Origin of the sequence: Vibrio sp. J383 (genome assembly GCF_023503985.1) — a bacterium.
Taxonomy (GTDB): domain Bacteria; phylum Pseudomonadota; class Gammaproteobacteria; order Enterobacterales; family Vibrionaceae; genus Vibrio; species Vibrio splendidus.
This window is the reverse complement of the sequence record NZ_CP097293.1, coordinates 204,390-223,344: the sequence shown is the minus strand read 5'-3', so window position 1 is coordinate 223,344 and position 18,955 is coordinate 204,390. Positions and strand designations below refer to the sequence as shown.

16 protein-coding genes and 1 pseudogene are annotated in these 18,955 nt (G+C 46.2%); 9 read left to right on the top strand and 8 right to left on the bottom strand.

Annotation, left to right across the window (positions count from 1 at the left end; genetic code table 11):
• Positions 1-12: 12 nt before the first annotated feature.
• The 6 genes and pseudogenes from thiC to thiH all read left to right on the top strand — a co-directional run bounded on the left by thiC (position 13) and on the right by thiH (position 6,132).
• Entirely contained in the window at positions 13-1,962 is a 1,950-nt protein-coding gene (gene thiC / locus M4S28_RS01025) for a phosphomethylpyrimidine synthase ThiC (protein WP_249632155.1), read from the top strand.
• A complete protein-coding gene (locus M4S28_RS01020; RefSeq protein ID WP_249632154.1) occupies positions 1,962-3,254 on the top strand; it encodes a thiamine phosphate synthase in 1,293 nt (430 codons plus the stop codon). The genes thiC and M4S28_RS01020 overlap by 1 nt, the downstream gene beginning before the upstream one ends.
• Positions 3,244-4,024: pseudogene (locus M4S28_RS01015) on the top strand (HesA/MoeB/ThiF family protein). The gene M4S28_RS01020 and the pseudogene M4S28_RS01015 overlap by 11 nt, the downstream one beginning before the upstream one ends.
• Positions 4,021-4,230, top strand: coding sequence for a sulfur carrier protein ThiS (gene thiS / locus M4S28_RS01010; RefSeq protein WP_017085664.1), 210 nt, complete (start codon positions 4,021-4,023; stop codon positions 4,228-4,230). Before M4S28_RS01015 ends, thiS begins: the two are co-directional and overlap by 4 nt.
• 2 nt (positions 4,231-4,232) lie before the next feature.
• Positions 4,233-4,997 carry a thiazole synthase gene (locus M4S28_RS01005; RefSeq protein ID WP_017069601.1) on the top strand — a complete coding sequence of 255 codons (765 nt, stop codon included), beginning with the start codon at positions 4,233-4,235 and terminating at the stop codon, positions 4,995-4,997.
• A gap of 7 nt (positions 4,998-5,004) precedes the next feature.
• Positions 5,005-6,132 carry a 2-iminoacetate synthase ThiH gene (thiH, locus tag M4S28_RS01000; protein WP_004736658.1) on the top strand — a complete coding sequence of 376 codons (1,128 nt, stop codon included), beginning with the start codon at positions 5,005-5,007 and terminating at the stop codon, positions 6,130-6,132.
• 151 nt (positions 6,133-6,283) lie between these two features.
• Here thiH and M4S28_RS00995 read toward each other — a convergent pair whose 3' ends face one another.
• Positions 6,284-8,074 (bottom strand): aminopeptidase P family protein, encoded by a 1,791-nt coding sequence (locus M4S28_RS00995; protein ID WP_249632153.1) that lies wholly within the window; start codon positions 8,072-8,074, stop codon positions 6,284-6,286.
• Between the two features lie 122 nt (positions 8,075-8,196).
• Entirely contained in the window at positions 8,197-9,138 is a 942-nt protein-coding gene (locus tag M4S28_RS00990; RefSeq protein WP_249632152.1) for a LysR substrate-binding domain-containing protein, read from the bottom strand.
• 101 nt (positions 9,139-9,239) lie between these two features.
• Between M4S28_RS00990 and M4S28_RS00985 the strand changes: the two genes are divergently transcribed.
• Together M4S28_RS00985 and tsrA are read left to right on the top strand one after the other, a co-directional pair.
• A complete protein-coding gene (locus tag M4S28_RS00985) occupies positions 9,240-10,439 on the top strand; it encodes a multidrug effflux MFS transporter (protein WP_029222012.1) in 1,200 nt (399 codons plus the stop codon).
• A gap of 102 nt (positions 10,440-10,541) precedes the next feature.
• Positions 10,542-10,823, top strand: coding sequence for an H-NS-like global regulator TsrA (gene tsrA / locus M4S28_RS00980; protein ID WP_004736654.1), 282 nt, complete (start codon positions 10,542-10,544; stop codon positions 10,821-10,823).
• Between the two features lie 86 nt (positions 10,824-10,909).
• Here tsrA and M4S28_RS00975 read toward each other — a convergent pair whose 3' ends face one another.
• The 4 genes from M4S28_RS00975 to M4S28_RS00960 all read right to left on the bottom strand — a co-directional run bounded on the left by M4S28_RS00975 (position 10,910) and on the right by M4S28_RS00960 (position 13,319).
• A complete protein-coding gene (locus M4S28_RS00975; protein ID WP_017085662.1) occupies positions 10,910-11,368 on the bottom strand; it encodes a DoxX family protein in 459 nt (152 codons plus the stop codon).
• Position 11,369: 1 nt separating this feature from the next.
• The gene (locus M4S28_RS00970; RefSeq protein ID WP_102456859.1) at positions 11,370-12,137 is read right to left on the bottom strand and encodes an HvfC/BufC N-terminal domain-containing protein; all 768 of its coding nucleotides are present in this window, start codon (positions 12,135-12,137) and stop codon (positions 11,370-11,372) included.
• A complete protein-coding gene (bufB, locus tag M4S28_RS00965; RefSeq protein ID WP_249632151.1) occupies positions 12,134-12,994 on the bottom strand; it encodes an MNIO family bufferin maturase in 861 nt (286 codons plus the stop codon). The genes M4S28_RS00970 and bufB overlap by 4 nt, the downstream gene beginning before the upstream one ends.
• 64 nt (positions 12,995-13,058) lie before the next feature.
• Entirely contained in the window at positions 13,059-13,319 is a 261-nt protein-coding gene (locus M4S28_RS00960; protein WP_016783738.1) for a BufA1 family periplasmic bufferin-type metallophore, read from the bottom strand.
• A gap of 264 nt (positions 13,320-13,583) precedes the next feature.
• Between M4S28_RS00960 and uvrD the strand changes: the two genes are divergently transcribed.
• Positions 13,584-15,758, top strand: a complete 2,175-nt coding sequence (gene uvrD, locus M4S28_RS00955; protein WP_016792508.1) for a DNA helicase II — start codon at positions 13,584-13,586, stop codon at positions 15,756-15,758.
• A gap of 132 nt (positions 15,759-15,890) precedes the next feature.
• On the opposite strand, the gene tpx is transcribed toward uvrD, so the two are convergent.
• Together tpx and ggt are read right to left on the bottom strand one after the other, a co-directional pair.
• Complete coding sequence (tpx, locus tag M4S28_RS00950) at positions 15,891-16,388, bottom strand: thiol peroxidase (protein ID WP_050635162.1); 498 nt, start codon at positions 16,386-16,388, stop codon at positions 15,891-15,893.
• 784 nt (positions 16,389-17,172) lie between these two features.
• Positions 17,173-18,930: a gamma-glutamyltransferase gene (ggt, locus tag M4S28_RS00945; RefSeq protein WP_249632150.1), complete on the bottom strand. Its 1,758-nt coding sequence runs from the start codon at positions 18,928-18,930 to the stop codon at positions 17,173-17,175.
• Positions 18,931-18,955 lie beyond the last annotated feature (25 nt).

Below are 18,955 nucleotides of genomic sequence, written 5' to 3'. Positions count from 1 at the left end.
AGGAAAAATGCTATGTCGACTCGTAAACAAGCAAGACTGGAAGCGAAGAATTTCATTGATTCTTTATCCGTACAACCCTATCCAAACTCAAAGAAAGCTTACATCCAAGGATCTCGAGAGGACATTCAAGTCCCTGTCCGAGAAATATCACTCGCTGATAGCCTTGTTGGTGGTAGCAAAAAAGAGCCTGTATTCGAACCTAATGTACCCATTCAAGTTTACGATACCTCAGGTGTTTACACAGACCCTACACATCAAATAGACCTGTATAGCGGTCTTCCTAAGTTGCGAGAGCAATGGATTGAAGAGCGTGGTGATACGGAACTGTTAGACGACGTAAGCTCTGTTTACACCAAAGAACGTTTAGAAGATGAAACTCTAGACGACCTTCGCTACGGCAACCTGCCTAGAATTCGTCGCGCGACAGACAACCAATGTGTTACTCAGCTGCACTATGCTCGTCAGGGTATTATCACACCTGAAATGGAGTACATTGCCATACGTGAGAACATGGGACGTCAGAAGTTCGCTGATGAGCAGCTTAACCATCAACACCCTGGCCATAACTTTGGTGCAAACCTGCCGAAAGAAATCACTCCTGAGTTCGTGCGTAAAGAGGTTGCTGAAGGTCGAGCTATTATCCCTTCAAACATCAATCACCCAGAATCAGAACCGATGATTATTGGTCGAAACTTCTTAGTGAAGGTGAACGCTAATATCGGTAACTCTTCAGTAAGCTCTTCGATTGAAGAAGAAGTTGAGAAGCTAGTATGGTCGACTCGCTGGGGTGGCGATACCGTGATGGACCTTTCTACTGGTCGTAATATTCACGAGACTCGCGAATGGATCCTACGTAATAGCCCAGTACCAATTGGTACGGTTCCTATGTATCAAGCGCTTGAAAAAGTGAATGGCGTTGCGGAAGCCCTTAACTGGGAAGTGATGCGCGATACCTTGATTGAACAAGCAGAGCAGGGTGTTGATTACTTTACTATCCACGCAGGCTTATTGCTTCGCTACGTTCCTATGACCGCTAAACGTGTGACTGGTATTGTCTCTCGTGGCGGCTCCATCATCGCGAAATGGTGTCTTGCTCATCACCAAGAAAGTTTCCTTTATACCCACTTCCGTGAGATCTGTGAGATCTGTGCGAAGTACGATGTTGCTCTGTCATTAGGTGACGGTTTACGCCCGGGCTCAATTGCAGATGCCAATGATGAGGCTCAATTCTCGGAGTTACGTACTCTAGGTGAGTTGACTAAAGTGGCTTGGGAATACGACGTTCAGGTGATCATTGAAGGCCCTGGACATGTGCCAATGCACCTAATTAAAGAGAACATGGACGAGCAGTTAGAGCACTGCCATGAAGCGCCTTTCTATACTTTAGGCCCATTGACGACAGACATTGCCCCTGGTTACGACCATATTACCTCTGGTATTGGCGCGGCCATGATTGGTTGGTACGGTTGTGCGATGCTGTGTTATGTAACCCCTAAAGAGCACCTAGGCTTACCAAATAAAGAAGATGTGAAGACTGGCTTGATTACTTACAAGCTAGCAGCACACGCAGCGGACCTCGCTAAAGGACATCCGGGCGCACAAATCCGAGATAATGCATTATCAAAAGCACGTTTTGAATTCCGTTGGGAAGACCAATTTAATCTAGCTTTAGATCCTGAAACCGCGCGCTCTTTCCATGATGAAACTCTGCCACAAGAGTCGGGCAAGGTTGCTCACTTCTGCTCAATGTGTGGACCTAAATTCTGTTCGATGAAGATTTCTCAAGAAGTTCGAGAGTATGCGAAAGACACCGAACAAGTAGCCGCGGATCAGGCTATCGAGATTAAGATGCTAGATAACCCGTTGGAAGGGATGCGTCAAAAATCACAAGAGTTCCGTGATACTGGCTCTGAACTTTACCACCCTGCAGTCGGTGCAAAAGAAGCTCAATTAGAGGAATAATGACAGTGAAGATTCTCATCCCATCTCAAAATATTGAGTTAACGGGAGAGGTGCAGAACTGTCTATTGGTTGCTAAGCGACAAGGCTTAGCAACTGATGCGGTTGAGTTGGGTGTAAGCCCAACTCAATACTTCTCTATCGTTGATTCTCAGCAGGCGTTATCTATTGGCTTCGCTCATGATGTTGATTCATTGGCAGAGTGTAAGTTAGCGGAACTGAATCATGTTGTTGATTACAGTAATTCAGTCGCGTTAACTGACGTTTGTGATGCCTTCACAGAAACTCCGGATACCATCTATATCGGTGTCTCAGATGATTTAGCTGTACTGGATATTTGGTCATACCTAGATGCTAGCCGTGCTATCAAGAGTGACACTACAGCTCATCAGGAGCTAGATAATCGCGGCCACTTTGCTTGGTTACTTACTTTGTTGGCGCTGGAATTCCCATTAGAAGACGCACTAGTTTTAGCTCGCGCAGCGTCCAATGTTTCACGTGGAACATGGCCTGCACATTACCAAAACTTTCCTATCCCTGTTCTTGAAGATCAACGATTGGACATAAGCGTAGGTTGGGTTAACCAAGGGACATCACTTTCTTTTCCTGAGTTGAGTAAGAGTAGCCTCGGTTTATACCCAGTAGTTGATGATGTTGAGTGGATCGAAAGATTGCTCAAGCTTGGAATCAACACTGTCCAACTACGTATTAAGAATCCACAGCAAGCGGATTTAGAACAACAAGTCGCACGATCTATCGATCTTGGTCGTGAGTATAACGCTCAAGTTTTTATCAATGATTACTGGCAGCTTGCACTCAAGCATGACGCTTTTGGTGTTCATTTGGGGCAAGAGGATATTGAAGAATCAAACCTCTCACAGTTGAGCTTTGCGGGCATAAAGATTGGGTTATCGACTCATGGCTATTACGAGTTGCTACGCATTGTTCAAATTAACCCAAGCTATATTGCGCTCGGCCACATCTTCCCAACCACAACTAAACAGATGCCATCAAAGCCTCAGGGCTTAGTTCGTCTATCTCTGTATCAACAGCTGATTGATACTATCCCATACACAGAACAACTCACCGGTTATCCGACGGTTGCTATTGGTGGTATTGACCATTCGACAGCTGAGCAGGTGTGGGATTGTGGGGTGTCGAGTTTGGCGGTTGTTCGTGCGATTACATTAGCGGAAGACCCCAAAAAGGTGATCGAGTTTTTTGAAAAACTGATGACGCCTAAACCTTCAAATATTGGTGAAGAGGTTGCGCAGGAGCCTAGCTATGCTGAGTGATTTTGAGTTTATTCGTTATCAACGACAAATTGCGTTACCTGAAGTCGGTGAGCAAGGGCAACGAAACCTATTAAACAGCCATGTGTTAGTGATTGGTTGTGGTGGCTTAGGCAATGCTGCCGCTCTTTACCTTGCGGCTTCGGGTGTCGGAAAGATCGTATTGGTGGATGATGACTGTGTGGATTCGTCTAACCTGCAACGACAGGTCGCGTTCAAAGAAAGTCAGTTAGGTTCGCCTAAAGTCGAAGCTATGAAGCAACAACTGACTGAGCTCAATAGTCGCAGTCAAGTTAGAACCATCAATCAGCGAATGAGTGACAGTCAGCTTGAACTTGAAGTGATGCTCGCTGATTTGGTGTTGGATTGTACTGACAACTTTGCGTCACGCCAGCAGGTTAACCAAGCGTGTTTCGGCAGCAATACACCTTTGATTTCTGGATCTGCAATCGGTTGGAAAGGCCAGTTTATTGTATTTGATTATCAGAATCAGAAAGGGTGCTATCACTGTTTGTTCCCGTTCAGTCATCATCCACACGACTCGTTGTAGTGATAGCGGCATCATAGGCCCGGTTGTTGGCACCATAGGTAACCTTCAAGCTTTGGCTGCTATTCAACGTTTAACTTGTGGTGAGTTTCAGGTAGCAACACACCAGCTCAAACTGTTCGATGGCCAAACGATGAACTGGCAAAACTTAATGGTCACTCAAGATAGTGAATGTTCCGTGTGCAGTGCGTCTGCAGTTAAGCATTTAGAAGAAGAAATCCAATGAGTCATATAACGATCTCTATAAACGAGCAGCCAGAACAGGTCGCGCACTTGTCGTCTCTAGCGGACATTATCCAGGCTCTATCACTCCCTGACCTGGGTTGCGTATTTGCAATCAATAATGCGGTTGTCCCGCGCAGCCAGTGGCAACAAACTGTCGTCAATGAAGGCGATGCTATTTCTCTTTTCCAAGCCATTGCAGGAGGCTAACCATGTTAACTATCGCTGATAAAACGTTTCAATCACGACTCTTCACTGGAACCGGCAAGTTCGCAAACAAGCATTTGATGGCGAGTGCTATTGAAGCTTCAGGTTCGCAACTGGCAACCATGGCGTTGAAGAGAGTCGATATTCGCTCTGAGCAAGACGACATTTTACAACCAATCATTGATGCTGGCGTAAACTTGCTACCGAATACCTCTGGGGCGAAGAATGCAAAAGATGCCGTCTTTGCTGCGCATTTGGCTCGTGAAGCGCTAGGTACAAACTGGCTTAAACTGGAAATTCATCCAGATCCAAAGTACTTGATGCCAGACCCAATTGAGACGCTTAAAGCCGCTGAGCAACTGGTTAAAGATGGTTTTGTTGTGTTGCCTTACTGCCATGCCGATCCAGTTTTGTGTAAGCGCTTGGAAGAGGTGGGTTGCGCTGCGGTTATGCCGTTAGGTGCGCCTATTGGTTCAAACAAAGGTATCGCTTCGGCAGACTTCTTAGAGATCATTATCGACCAAGCGAATGTCCCTGTGATTGTGGATGCAGGCATAGGCGCGCCATCGCATGCTGCTCGTGCAATGGAAATGGGCGCAGACGCTGTGTTAGTGAATACGGCGATTGCGGCTTCTCAACAACCCGTTGATATGGCGATTGCTTTTAAGCTGGCAGTTGAAGCGGGGCGTATGGCTTACCTTGCTGGGCTTGCAGGAAAAGTATCTCACGCGGTTGCTTCGAGCCCGTTAACTTCATTTCTAGACGAGTAGTGTACCTATGACGTTTGTTGATCGATTTAAACAGCTCAACTGGGATGACATTGGTATGTCTATCTTCAGTAAAACGGCAGCGGATGTTGAACGTGCTCTGAGTAAACCCAAACGTGACCTGGAAGACTTTAAGGCTCTGATCTCTCCGGCGGCAGAACCTTACTTAGAGCAGATGGCACAACAGTCGTTGGCGCTAACTCGTAAGCGATTTGGCAATACGATGTCGCTTTACATTCCTTTGTACCTCTCGAACCTATGTGCGAATGCGTGCACGTATTGTGGCTTCTCAATGGAGAACCGTATCAAACGTCGCACGCTTACTTTGGATGAAATTGATGCCGAAAGTGCGGCTATCAAAAAGATGAAGTTCGATAGCGTTTTGTTAGTCACCGGTGAACATGAAACTAAGGTCGGGATGAATTACTTTCGACAGGTGTTGCCGAATATCAAAAAGCAATTCAACTACCTAGCGATGGAAGTGCAGCCGCTTGATCAACATGATTACGCAGAGCTTAAAACTCTCGGCCTAGATGCTGTTATGGTTTACCAAGAGACTTATCAGCCAAGAACTTACGCTGAGCATCATCTACGTGGCAATAAAATGGATTTTGAATACCGTCTTGAAACCCCAGATCGCTTGGCAAAAGCGGGGATCGATAAGATAGGTATTGGTGCCTTGATTGGTTTGGAAGATTGGCGAACCGACTGTTTTTTTGTTGCTGCTCACTTAGATTACTTAGAGCGTACTTATTGGCAAACACGTTACTCAATTTCATTCCCACGTCTTCGTCCGTGTGAGGGTGGAGACTCTGGTGGTGGATTACAGCCTAAATCAATCATGAACGATAAACAGCTGGTTCAGCTTATCTGCGCATATCGACTCTTGAATCCTGAGGTCGAGTTATCCCTTTCGACCCGTGAATCGGCAACTTTCCGCGATAACGTGTTGCCTTTGGGTATCACCAGTATGTCGGCAGCTTCGAAAACCCAACCCGGAGGTTATGCTTCGGGTGAGGAAGAACTCGAGCAGTTTGAGATCAGTGACGAGAGAAGTGCTGCTGATGTTGAGTCTATGATTCGTCAGCGTGGTTTCGACCCAGTGTGGCGAGACTGGCACAGTGCCTATTCTGGTTAATCAACATATTGGTTGATGTTCCACGTGAAACATCGATGTAATGATACAGGCAAATAAAAACGGCTACCTTTGGGTAGCCGTTTTGCTATTTGCTATTTAACTTATTAACCTAGCAAGTTCGTTTTGGTTCAGCTAACAGCTTAGTGAAGCGTTAAGCGTGAGCCAATGGAGTGGTTGATTGGCGTAACCATTCCAATGTATCACCTTCAACTAATGGGCTAACGTCGTTCCAAACTTTCTGATGGTAGTCGTTCAGCCATGCCAGTTCAGGTCGTGTTAGCAAATCAACATTGATGTTGCGCTTATCTATAGGGCAACGTGTTAGTGACTCAAAGGTTAGTACTGAGAAATCACCTTGAGTTGGCAGTTCAACCACGAGCTCTAGGTTTTCGATGCGGATACCAAATTCATCAGCACGGTAGTAACCCGGCTCGTTCGATAACACCATACCTTCAACTAGAGGTACGTCGATCAGCTTCTTAGAGATGCTTTGCGGTCCTTCATGAACACTTAGGAAATGACCAACACCGTGACCAGTACCGTGGTCGTAGTCGAAGCCTTCTGCCCATAAGTGCTGACGCGCTAGGATATCCAGTTGGAAACCACGAGTACCCTGAGGGAAACGTGCACGTGCAATGCCAATGTGACCTTTAAGTGCGAGAGTGAATTGTTGAATCATTTCGTCACTTGGTTGGCCAATCGCGATAGTACGAGTAATGTCCGTTGTGCCATCTAAGTACTGACCGCCTGAATCGACTAGGTACAGAGTATTCATCTCTAACTGACCCGGTTCAGGTTGGTTCTCGTGGTTGTAGTGACACATTGCTGCGTTACCGCCTGCAGCTGAAATCGTGTCAAAACTTAGATCCATCAGTGTTGGGTCTTGTTCACGGAATGATTGTACTTTGTCAGCCAATACCGCTTCGTTGTGTAGGTTACCTTGCGCGACTTCTGCATCAATCCAAGATAGGAATTTCGCCATCGCAACACCATCACGAATGTGACACGCCTTCATACCCGCAATTTCAGTTTCGTTTTTAGCGGCTTTTGGCATTAGACATGGGTCTGCTGCTTCAATGATGTGAGCGCCAGCGTTTTGTAGAACAAGCGTGTACCAAGCATTGCTCGTGCCTGAATCGACAGACACATTGTTACCTTCTAGAGACTGAAGACGCGCTTCAAGCTCTGATGGGTGAGAAACTCGAATGCCATTACCAACGTGAGCTTCAAAGCCTGCCGGGATGCGTGCTGGGTCTAGGAAGAAATCGACGCTTTCATCGGCGTGAATGATCGCGTTGGATAACACAACAGGTAGGCGAGATACGTCCAAGCCACGAATGTTAAGCAACCAACATATTGAGTCAAGCTCGGTAAGGATAGCGGCGTTCGCACCTTTTGCTTTTAGTAAGCCAGCAATCTCCGCGCGCTTACTCTCGCTTGATTGACCAACGGCGTTTGTTGCCATTAAGCGCACATCAGACACGACAGGCTCAGGGCGATCAGACCAAAGCTCATCAATTGGGTTTGCTGGGAGCGTTGTTAGCTCAACTTTCTCTGCTAGTTTTGCTTGTGCGCCTTTCAGCCAAGCTGCTGTGTGCATGCGTGGGTCGAATGCAACCTTACTACCTTGTGGCAATGAATTGATGATCCAATCTAAAGCCGGTTCTTCAATAAGGTGGCGATACTCAAATAACTCTGCTGGCACTTGCTTACGAATCTGAACGGTGTAGCGACCATCAACAAAAATAGCAGCAGTTTCACGAGTGATAACAGCGGCACCTGCAGATCCAGTGAAACCTGTTAACCAGTGAAGTCGCTCGTTATGAGCGGGAACGTATTCACCTAGATATTCGTCCTCGTGTGGAATGATAACGGCATCTAGGTTGTTTGTTTCAAGCCAAGCTCGAACCGCAGCAACGCGTTCAGCAGTGATATTGTGCATCTGTGTTTATCCTTATTGTTAGGGTCCTTGTTAACACTCACAGTCGATATACATGCGAGGGGACTTATTAGGTCAATAAGCTAGCGCTTTTGTTCGTTTGCTGCAAACGCTGTACGCCATTTTTATCTAAGGTGCAGAGTTTTTTCTTTGATGATATCTCGCAACCAAGTTAAGGCTGGGTCATTTTCTTTGTCACGATGCCAAAACAGAGTGTATGCCATCGGTGGGAATTCCATTGGTAAAGGAACAACCACTAAGTCGAGTTGTTTAGCGACGAGGTAAGTAAAGTGGCTTGGTGCGGTAAACACAAAGTCGGTGTAGGTACACAGGCTTGCAGCGCTATTGAAGTCTGGAACAGAAATAGCGATATCACGTTGGTGACCAAGGTCGGCAAGTTTGTAGTCGAGCAGCCATCGATCGTTCCCATCACATCTTACTTGTACATGACGCTGTGCAAGGTAGGTTTCCAGATCCCACTTACCACTCAGTGCAGGGTGGTTGCGCCTTAATACACACATCTGTGCATCACGGTAGATCTCTTGTTCGCAGATGTCGTCTGGCGGCAGCATGGTTAAGCGCGCATCGTTGATGTCGATGTCTTTGCCTGTGAGTCCGATATCTAACTCACCAAGCTGCAGCTTCTTAAAGGTTTGTTCGGTCCACGCATGGGTGTTGATATTAACCTTAGGTGCTTGTCGAAATATCGCCGGTAAGAAGTGCGGAAGAATCAGCGGGTAAACACTCTCAACGGCAGCAATGTGAAAGCTGTGGTCGCTATTGTTGGGAATGAATGTCTCAGGTTGAGTGAGAACATCAAGTTGGTTGATCAACGTTTCTAACCGAGGCTTAAGGAAAACAGCTTTCGGTGTTGGTCGTAGGCCATGAGCACTTCGTGTGAAAAGGGGGTCATTAAATTGTTCACGAAGCTTGGCTAGCGACTTACTCACAGCCGATTGGCTCAAGCATAATCGATGTGCGGTGCGAGTGACACTCAGCTCTTCCATCAGCACCTGCAAGCAAACCAATAGATTGAGGTCGAGGCGTGATAGTTTCTCGATATTCATGTGAGTTTCCTATTTGGAATAATGCTAATGAGTATATGCCATTTTTGTTCATATCTTTAGTTGGTTATTATGCACCTAAATTAACTCATTCGGAGAATCTTGTGCCTTCTAACGCGCTTCCAACCCCTAGTAAACTGCAGGTTGCTTTATTGGCAATGCTGGTTCTATTTAGCCCTTTGGCTATAGATATTTATCTTCCAGCTCTGCCACAAATTTCAACAGCGTTTCACGTGGAACACGCACTAGCACAAGATACGATTACTTGGTTTTTATTCGCCATGGGTGTCGGGCAATTATTTGCAGGCCCTTTGGCTGATAAGTTAGGACGTCGAACCGTTGCATTGGGAGGTGTTAGTATCTATGCATTGAGTGCTTGCTTGGCGTGGGCAGCTCAATCGATTGATATGATGCTAATAGCTCGGCTGCTACAAGGCTTAGGAGCTTGTGCGACTTCTGTAGCAGCCTTTGCGACGGTTCGCGATCTATTTGGCCCGGAGAAAAGTGGCCGTATGATCAGTTACCTCAATGGTGCAATTTGCTTTATTCCTGCACTAGCACCGATTCTGGGTGCTTGGTTAACGCAACAGTTTGGCTGGCGCTCGAACTTTAGCTTTATGGCTGTGTTCGCTGTCGTGGTTGGCACCATTCTGTTTTTCCAAATGAAAGAGTCTAATCCGGCGACAGAAAAGGTCGCAGTGTTCAAACTTGAGCGTTACTGGTCGGTATTGAAAACACCATCGTTCATCTTCCACGCGACATTGTGCTTAATGGCGATGGCAGTAATCCTTGCTTACGTTACCTCTGCACCTGTTGTGCTGATGGAAAACCTAGGTTTGACGATGAACGAATTTACCTTCTGGTTTGGTATTAACGCGGTTATCAACATCACGGCTGCATTCACGGCACCGAAGTTCATGGACCGTTTTGGCACCTACAAAGCATTGGTTGTCGGTATTTCAACGCTTGGCTTAGCGGGTGTGGTTATGTTGGTGCTTGCTGAGCATGCTAGCGCGATCGCATTCATGCTGCCGATTTTCCTATCTTCAGTTGGCTTCGCTTGGATTCTTGGTGCCGCAGCCGGTAAGGCACTTGAACCTTTTGGTGACCGTGCGGGTACCGCAGCTGCGTTGCTTGGCTTGTTCCAAATGAGCGGTTCTGGACTGCTTGTTGGTACGATGCAACGTCTTGATTTAACGTCTCAAGTGATGATTGCTCTGCAAATGTTCCTTATTGTTCCTGCATTGTTAGTGCTTGCGAGCAAAGCGGGTAAGTCGTGGCACACGACGTTTGCTAAGGCATAAGTCTCAAGGGTGACAAAATATACAAATGGCGGTTTGCGAAACGTTAAAACATGGTATATTTGTCACTCATTGAAACGTTAGTCCCCAACGGAAAATACTGTAATGTCATTAACAACCTACGAAATGGCGCGCATCTTAGAACAAATGGAAGATGCACCTGAAAAGGTCATGTTTGGTAAATTGCTTAAAGAGCTAGGAAACCAAAGTGAAGAGCGTATTCGCAGTGCGGCAAAACAAGTTCCAATTGATACTTTGCGAGATATCATTTACCAATTTCAACGCGTGGTTGAATCTCGTAAAGGTGAACAAGTTCAGCTACTAGCAAAAGAGCTAGCCGAGCAAGGTATCTCTGCTGAAGAGCTACAAGCTTTTCTAAACAAGTAGTTTATTCCAGATAAAAAGAAACCACTCAATTGAGTGGTTTTTTGCGTTTTGGACCTATGTAAATTTAGAGACCATGGAAAAGAGGTTTAGCTTTTGAATTGCGCTTTTAAGATTCTATCAAGTGAAAATGGTCCAGCTCCCCATACCACGACGATAAGAATCATTAATCCCCAAAGCTGATGATCATAGAAGCCTTGTGCCCACAATACAGGGTATGACACGACGGCCATGATATTGAAAACGAACAGCACTGCAGCCATTGGTCGGGTTAACAAGCCAAGCGCTAAGAATACCGGCAGAATCAATTCAGCTGCGGTACCCATGTAAGCGGCCAATTCCCAAGGCAAAAGAGGCACTTGGTATTCCAATTCAAACAAGTAAAGGGTGCTATCCCAAGTGGCTATTTTGGTGAGTCCTGAATTAAAGAAGACCCATGCCACCCATAGGCGACAAAACAGAAGTAGTACGGGAACAAAAAGTGCCTGTGATTTCTCAATCAAACTGTCGTATTGAGCCATCATGTTCGTGACTGTGTTGTTATCCATATTATGTCTCCAATTCGGCATTGATTGAAAAGCCTGAGATGACGTTAAGTGCCATGACAGTATTCAGATGTTGTAGTAGTAAAGGGTCTATCGCTGAGAGCGTTTGACCCGATTGCAATTCAGTTAATAGTTGGTGGCTTTCTTGCGTCAAACGATGGCTCTCAACCTGTGAATTTTCCGCTCGGATTAACACCCCAAATTCAGGTTGCTTGATGTCTAACCCATCGAGTTGTTGCTGGTAGATAGCCTGCTCAAGCGCGATAATCGTATAGCTAGAATTAACTAGAGTTATTGAATCTTTGAGATGAAAGACTAAAGCGCCTTGTTGTTCTTGTGGTACATCAGCTAAACGAGAAAGAGGACGTTGGTCGACATGTGATTCTGAAACGCATCTCACCAAGCTATCTTTTTGCCATTCATACAAAGCTACTTCACCGAGATAAGGTGCAGCCTCGATAACCGCAGGAAAGGCTTGGATAGTTTGTTCAAAGTGTTCACCGTAACCACTGACATCACCAGAGGTTGATGGATAACTTAAGACATGTTGACGAGCCATTTGTTGGAAGCACTCTTCACCAACCAGCATTTCAGTGAGTGGGTAGGTTGCTGCCAGTACTTCGCTCAAGCTAATCACAAAGTTATTTCGGTAGATCTGTATGCGCTGTTCATCGGTAAAGTGGTCGCTCACTATGTCGCAGTGCTCACCATTGTTTTGATAGCGTAGGGCGTTAGCAAACTCCGATTGCACATTAGCTAAAGAGTGGCTCATGATGCGCGACTCCTTTGGTTAAACTTGTCGTGTTGATACAAAATATCACTGGCTTTGGCCGCTTCAGCCAATAAAATTGGTGGCTCAGGAATATCTAAGTCCCATTCTATTAAGGTATGGCGCAAACCATGTTGTGCTATCCAGTCAGTGTAGAGTTGCCATACTTCATCACAGACTGGTTTACTGTGGGTGTCTATCCAGATCTCACCTTGTTCAAGCTTCTTTTTGGTAAAACCTGCCAAGTGAATCTCTTCCACTTTGTCTGCAGGAATTCCGCTTAAGTACTCTTCACAGCTGAAGCCATGATTAAAAGATGAGACAAAAATATTATTGAAATCAAGTAATAGTCGACACTCGGTGCGCTTCTGTACCTCGGCCAAAAATTCCCACTCTGGGATAGTTGAATGCTTGAAGGCAAGGTAGCTTGATGGGTTCTCAATTAGCATAGGGCGTTGTAGGCTATCTTGAACCTCTAATACGTTACGGCAAAAGACTTCTAACGCCTCTTCGGTATAAGGCAGCGGTAATAAGTCATTGAAGTAATGACCGCCAGTTTGGCTCCAGCTTAGGTGGTCAGAAACCAAGAACGGTTCGATGTCATCGATGAGTTCTTTCAACTGCAGCAAGTGATTGGGGTTGATGCGATCAACTGAACCTAGAGACAATCCAACACCGTGACAACTTATGCTGTGGGCGTTACGTATTTCTCTGAGTTGTTGGCGTTGCGGTGATTGAGCTAAAAAGTAGTTCTCGCTGTGAACTTCTAACCAACTCACTAAAGTTGGATTTTGGCTAAAGAAGTCCAAGTGAGGTGTTCTAAGGCCAACCCCTGCATTGGGATGAAGAGTGTCAGTCACAACGGTTCTCCTAATAGGAAGTGGAGGTGAGCCGAATCTCAGCTCACCATACTTAGCAGCTCAATTATGATGATTGAGTGTCACCACCTGATAATTTGCCACATAGTCCTTTAGGAACGACCACGAATGCATCGGATTGGTTGTCTTCTTTGGCTGTACCCGCACATGAACTTGTTTTGGTAGCACAATCATTTTGGCCAGCTTTTGCCACGCCGTAGCATTTCTCTTTTGCTGCTGCTTCCGCAGGTGCTGATGTAAGAACTGCACCGCCGAACGCTAGTACACTTGTGATTGCAGCTGTAACAGCAAGATTAGAATTTTTCATAGTCATTCCCTCTAGGACTTAATAGTATTTTTATGTCGCAGGTTAATAAGTTGTTAACTTGCTTACTAAAAAGGATAGGAAGAACTCGGAAATAATTTCACTGCATTTTAAAAAACATCAATATTAATGATGTATTGGCTGTTAAGTTACTGATTGTATGATGTTATTTTTTGATTATTTTTTCTTCTTATTATCCTAAACGCAGCCTAGTGTTTAGGTTATAATCAGCTTTTATGTATAAATACCCAGTAGTGAGCATGTCCAATGATAGATCCTTCGCTTTTACTCGATGGCCTAAACGACAAACAACGTGAGGCGGTCGCGGCACCTTTAGAAAACCTACTTATTCTGGCAGGTGCTGGTAGTGGTAAAACGCGAGTGTTGGTGCATCGCATCGCTTGGCTGCAAAGCGTAGAGCAAGCATCACCATTCTCTATCATGTCGGTTACCTTCACCAACAAAGCGGCAGCAGAGATGCGTGGTCGTATTGAAGAGTTGATGATGGGCAGCTCGTCAGGCATGTGGAACGGCACCTTCCACGGTATTTGTCACCGGATCCTTCGTGCTCACTACCTAGATGCAAAACTACCAGAAGACTTCCAGATCATTGATTCAGATGATCAGATTCGTTTGCTGCGTCGCTTAATCAAGGCGCAAAACCTTGATGAAAAGCAGTGGCCTGCCAAGCAAGCTTCTTGGTGGATCAATGGCAAGAAAGACGAGGGATTACGCCCAAATCACATCGACGCCTACCATGATCCAATAACTCAAACGTGGCTAAAAATTTACTCTGCTTACCAAGAAGCATGTGATCGTGCTGGCTTGGTCGACTTTGCGGAAATCTTGTTGCGATCGCATGAACTATTACGCGATAAGAAGCACATCCGAGAGCACTACCAAGCTCGCTTCAAGCACATTCTTGTCGACGAATTTCAAGATACCAACAACATCCAGTACGCTTGGCTGCGCATGATGGCTGGCCCGGATTGTCGCGTGATGATCGTAGGCGATGATGACCAATCTATTTATGGTTGGCGTGGTGCTAAAATTGAAAATATTCAGAAGTTCTTGGATGAATTCCCAGGTGCTTCAACGGTTCGACTCGAACAAAACTATCGTTCAACCAAAACCATTCTTCAGGCGTCGAATGAGCTTATCTCGAACAACACTGAGCGTATGGGTAAAGAGCTGTGGACTGATGGCAACGATGGCGAGCCAATCTCAGTTTACTCAGCTTATAACGAGTTAGATGAAGCGCGTTTCACTGTTAGCAAAATCAAAGAGTGGCAAGAGAAAGGCGGTGCGTTAGAAGATACCGCGATGCTTTATCGTAATAACGCCCAATCTCGTGTGCTTGAAGAAGCGCTTATCCAAGGTGGTCTGCCTTACCGAATCTACGGTGGCATGCGATTCTTCGAGCGTCAGGAAATCAGAGATGCTTTGAGCTACCTGCGTTTAATGAGTAACCGCAGCAATGATGCGGCATTCGAACGTGTCGTTAATACGCCGACTCGTGGTTTGGGTGATAAAACGTTAGAAACGATTCGTCTTGCAGCGCGTGATCGTGGTGCAACCATGTGGGAAGCCAGTGTTGCTCTGATAGAAGAACAAGTGTTACCAGGCCGTGCTGCGGGTGCTTTGAGCCGCTTTATTGAACTTATCAATGCGCTTGAAGATGACACCATAGAACTGAGGCTTCATGAGCAAACCGACCACGTGATCAAATCGTCGGGCTTGTTTGCGATGTACGAGCAAGAGAAGGGCGAGAAGTCGAAGGCACGTATTGAGAACTTGGAAGAATTAGTAACGGCAACGCGTCAGTTTGAAAAACCAGAAGAAGCGGATGAAATGAGCATGCTAACAGCATTCTTAACTCATGCGGCTTTGGAAGCGGGTGAAGGCCAAGCTGATGAGTTTGATGATGCGGTTCAGCTCATGACCCTGCACAGTGCCAAAGGCCTAGAGTTCCCAATGGTATTCATGGTGGGCGTGGAAGAAGGTATGTTCCCAAGCCAGATGTCAGCAGAAGAAGCAGGGCGCTTAGAAGAAGAGCGTCGCCTGTGTTACGTAGGCATGACGCGTGCGATGGAGAAGCTTTACATCACTTACGCAGAGATGCGTCGCTTGTACGGGCAAGACAAGTACCACAAACCGTCACGCTTTATTCGTGAACTACCAGAAACCTGTCTGGATGAGGTTCGTATGAAAGCGCAAGTGAGCCGTCCTGCTAGCAGTGGCCGCTTTAGCCAAACCGCCGTGAAAGAGAACTTTAACGAAACAGGATTTAGTTTGGGTTCTCGCGTTAAGCACCCTAAGTTTGGTGAAGGCACCATCATCAACTTCGAGGGAAGTGGCCCGCAGAGCCGAGTTCAAGTCGCGTTTAACGGTGAAGGCATCAAGTGGTTAGTAACGGCTTATGCTCGTTTAGAACAGTTGTAATCTGCTACTTCAGCATTGAAAAGTAATCCGTATAAAAACAGAAAGAGCAGCCAATGGCTGCTCTTTTTATTGCTCGGAACCAGTCTAAATAGGCTGAATCGAGCTTAAGGCATTCCTGCCTAGAAAGGATACTTACAGTGCTGCAAGTGCCGCTTCGTAGTTTGGTTCTTCAGTGATCTCAGCAACCAACTCGCTGTGTGTTACCACACCTTTTTCATCAACAACGACAACCGCACGTGTTGTTAGGCCTGATAGTGGGCCTTCAGCGATCGCTACGCCGTAATCTGATGCAAACGCAGGAGAACGGAAAGTTGAAGCGTGTTGAACGCCTTCAATACCTTCAAGTTCGCAGAAGCGACCCGCAGCAAATGGAAGGTCAGCAGAAATACAAACAACAACCGTGTTCTCAAGTTCTGCTGCTTTTGCGTTGAACGTACGTACGCTCGTTGCACAAGTTGCTGTGTCGATGCTTGGGAAGATGTTTAGAACCACTTTCTTGCCTTCAAGAGAAGCAAGAGTCAGTTCAGAAAGGTCGCCTGCAGTCAGTGCAAAGCTTGGTGCTTGTTCGCCAGTTTGTGGGAATGTGCCTGTTAGTGGTACAGCAGCGCCTTTGAAGGTAACGTGTGACATGAATTTGTCCTTAGTTTAATTATGGTTATGAAACTAGTTGAGCCTAGTAAGACTTACGTTACTCGGAAGTGGTTAAGAAGTGAATGCTTTAAATGTCAGAATTGTAATTAAAGGTCTTTGATTTATTTGTTTGAGAGAAGAATAAGTGAAACGACAGATAAAGAAAAACCCCGAGAGCTTGCGCTCATCGGGGTCTATAGTCTTACTCGCAGCAATCCGGCTACTAAGTGTGCTCCATGCATCAAATCCATGATAGTGTGCTGTTATCCTTCAGCGTATTCCTTTCGTCGCCTTCCTAGCGGTGTCCTTGATCTTATCCTGATCTGCCAACAATCCTCGTTAGCGCGCGTCACTTGTTCCTTGAGCGGTGTCCTTTACATCATCCTGATGTTCAGTCCTTTCCTCGTCCAGAGGTGTCCATTGTCTTTCCTTAGTAGCAACCATCCTAGTTACTATTGCGTCCATTCAATGTCCATTTCGCTATCCATGCCGATTATTCATCCTGAGTAATCGAATCTTCATCCTGAAGATAACCAAGTCCTTGGCGTTTCCTGTTCCGTGTCAGCATCCTTCCGACACCATTCATATTACCGATTCCTTATTTATCAGCAATGGTGCATAAGCGAATTTCTATATAATTATTTGAATGATAAATGTACGTATCTTTTTATTTCAATTGGTTACGATATCTAGGTGACTAATTTCGCCATCAAATATCGATATTTACTCACTGCCTTGTGAGAGATCTCGCACAAGGCCGCGAGTAAAAAGGGAGGATTATTCCCTACTGACCAATGGCTGCACCTTCACGACGAGGGTCTGCAGCGCCTTCTAAACCATCTTTTGTGATGCGTATCGCGTGTAAACCAGAGTTAAGATCGCGAACGTTGACCTCAAATCCCATCTTTTCTAGCTCAGGTTTGAAGTTTTCCGCTGATGTTCCTTTTTCTAAATCTAAGGTACCGAAGCGGTTTAGGAAGTGTGGTTGATTGATGGCTTGCTGAATATCCATGTCCCATTGGGTATGAGCAATGATCGCTTGTGCCACATAACCTATGATACGGCTGCCGCCCGGAGAGCCAATTGCCATGTAAGGTTTATCGTCTTGCATGATGATGGTCGGTGCCATTGAAGAGCGCGGACGCTTACCCGGTTCAAGTCGGTTGGCGATAGGCTTACCATCGTTATGGGTCTTGAATGAGAAATCCGTCAGTTCGTTGTTGAGTAGGAAGCCTCTTACCATCAAGCGTGAGCCAAAGGCATTCTCAATGGTGGTGGTCATCGACACGACATTGCCATCGCTATCTACAATATTGAAGTGGCTGGTGGACGGTAATTCAATAGAAACATCTTGGCTTCTCTGCATCGCGTGATCCCACGGCGGTGTGCCTGAAGATGCGCTTGCCAATGCCTTACCTGCGGTAATTAACTGAGCACGTTCTTGCAAATAGTCAGTATTCACTAACCCTTGGGTTGGCATCGGCACATAATCTTGATCCGCCATGTACATACCACGGTCTGCAAAGGCTAGGCGAGAAGCGTCTGCTAACACTTGCCAAGATTTCGCGTCGTTTGGTCCCCATGATTTAAGATCAAACTGCTCGGTCATCGCTAAGATCTGCCCAACCGTTAATGCACCTGAACTTGGTGGACCCATTCCGCACACTTGGTAGCTCTCATAAGCAGAACAAACCGGCTCGCGCTGCTTGATCGAATAAGCGTCGAAGTCTTTCTGTGCTAATACGCCTGGGTTACCTTTCGCTGTTTGCACGGTATTGATGATGTCGGCAGAGATCTCACCTTGGTAAAAGGCCTTAGCACCGTTCTTAGAAATAGCGTTTAACGTTGCCGCGTACTCTGGGTTCTTAAGTTGCGTGCCAGCTGTTTTCGGGCTGCCATCGGCATTGAAGAAGTAGGCTTTGGTAGTGGCAAAGCGGCTTAGTCGCTGTTGGTCATTTTCAATCAAGGTGGCTAAACGTGGACTAATAGTAAAACCTTCTTCAGCCAGCTGAGCGATAGGTTTAATCAGTGATGCCCATTCGAGCTTGCCGTATTTCTGGTGAGTGTCCCACAGTAATTGCACCGTGCCTGGCGTGCCAACGGAGCGACCGCCAACCACGGCATCATAGAATTTAAGCGGTTGGCCGCTTTCGTCTTGGAATAGACGTGGTGTGGCATCAAGTGGTGCAGTTTCACGGCCATCGTAGGTTTTGAGTTGCTTGTCCTTGCCATCAAAATAAACAAGGAACGCGCCGCCACCAATACCTGAAGACTGAGGTTCCACTAAGCCAAGCATAAGCTGCACAGCAACCATGGCGTCAATCGCGTTACCACCACGAGCAAGTACATCAGCACCGACTTGTGTGGCAAGAGGGTTGGCCGCGGTGACCATCCAATCGTTGGCTTTAATGAGCTGTTTGGTTTCTAAACCACTACTTTGTTCGGGTGCGACGGAATCGGCAGCTTGATTTGCCCAACTGACGTGAGAGGCAAAAAGTAGGGTAGAAGTGGCGAGGGTTGTTAGTTTTGTTTTCCACTGCATGATCTTCTCCTTTTAATATGCAGAG